The organism is Oleiphilus sp. HI0080 (assembly GCF_001635135.1).
Map to the genome: position 1 here is coordinate 1 of NZ_LWFU01001028.1, position 285 is coordinate 285.

Below are 285 nucleotides of genomic sequence, written 5' to 3' on the forward strand. Positions count from 1 at the left end.
GAATCTCCACCGCCTTACCACGCAAATAATTTGCGAATTGTTGATTCATCTCCGACGATACCTGTGTAATCAGGCGACGATTTTTGGGTAGAGCTTTAGAGACCCCACTAAGGATCACATCCCTATCTTTCAACATAAAAAAAACAAGCATCGGTACAACAACAAGGTAGATTAGTGCGGTAACGACCACAGGCAGGCTGGCGAGNGCGTCAAGGTTATGGCGACTGATGCAGGGTCTGTACGCGACTTTGAGGCTTTTATATCGTTAACGCCCCATGAGCTAAA

General features: G+C 46.5%; 1 protein-coding gene. It reads right to left on the bottom strand.

Annotated elements, in window-relative coordinates; all coding sequences use genetic code 11:
• Positions 1-190 (bottom strand): AI-2E family transporter (locus tag A3751_RS19325; protein WP_197466527.1); only part of this gene is annotated, 190 nt, incomplete at its 3' end.
• Positions 191-285: the final 95 nt, after the last annotated feature.